Raw genomic sequence first — 664 nt, 5'->3', positions numbered from 1 at the left:
GCTGCGGGCCCCCTCGCGCTCCAGCTGCTCGGCCCCGGCACCTTCCACCAGGTACTGCCGCAGCATCTGCTCGCCCAGCTCAAGACCGTCTCCCAGGCGGGTCTCGCCCTGTTCATGGTGAGCCTTGCCCACAAGCTCCGGCACGGTGCGGCACGGCCCGCCGACCGCGCGTCCGGCCCTACGAGCGGCCGTACGAGCGGCACGACCGGCCACCCGGCCGACCGCCCGGCAGGCCGAGCCATCGGCTGGGTGGCCGCCGGATCCTTTCTGCTGCCGCTGGCCGCCGGACTCCTGCTGGCCGCCTGGATCCTCGGCACCGGCGACCCCGCGCTGCGCGGCACCGCCCCCGCACCGGCGTTCGTCCTGCTCATAGCCGTGACCCTGTCCGTCACCGCGGTGCCCGTCCTCGCCCGGATCCTCACCGACCGGGGGATGGAACAGACGGCTGTCGGGCGGGTCTCGTTCAGCGCCGCCGTCCTTCTGGACGCGCTGTCCTGGCTCGCGCTCGTCGCCGCGGTCAGCCTCAGCTCCGGCGACCTCGGCCACCTGGTGCAGGCGCTCGCGGCCCTGGCCGCCGGGATCATCGCTCTCCTGCTGCTCCGCCTGCTGCTCGGCACCCGCGCCGCCGAACGGCAGGCCGGCCGGGCGCCCCTGGCCGCCGCGG

At 75.9% G+C, this 664-nt stretch carries 1 protein-coding gene; it reads left to right on the top strand.

Annotation, left to right across the window (positions count from 1 at the left end; translation table 11 throughout):
• Nucleotides 1-664 (top strand): cation:proton antiporter domain-containing protein (locus M878_RS92195; RefSeq protein ID WP_023546220.1); only part of this gene is annotated, 664 nt, incomplete at both ends.

Source organism: Streptomyces roseochromogenus subsp. oscitans DS 12.976 (assembly GCF_000497445.1).
GTDB classification, from domain to species: Bacteria; Actinomycetota; Actinomycetes; order Streptomycetales; family Streptomycetaceae; genus Streptomyces; species Streptomyces oscitans.
Note: the sequence above shows the minus strand (reverse complement) of the source record. Positions and strands in the feature narration are given on the sequence as shown.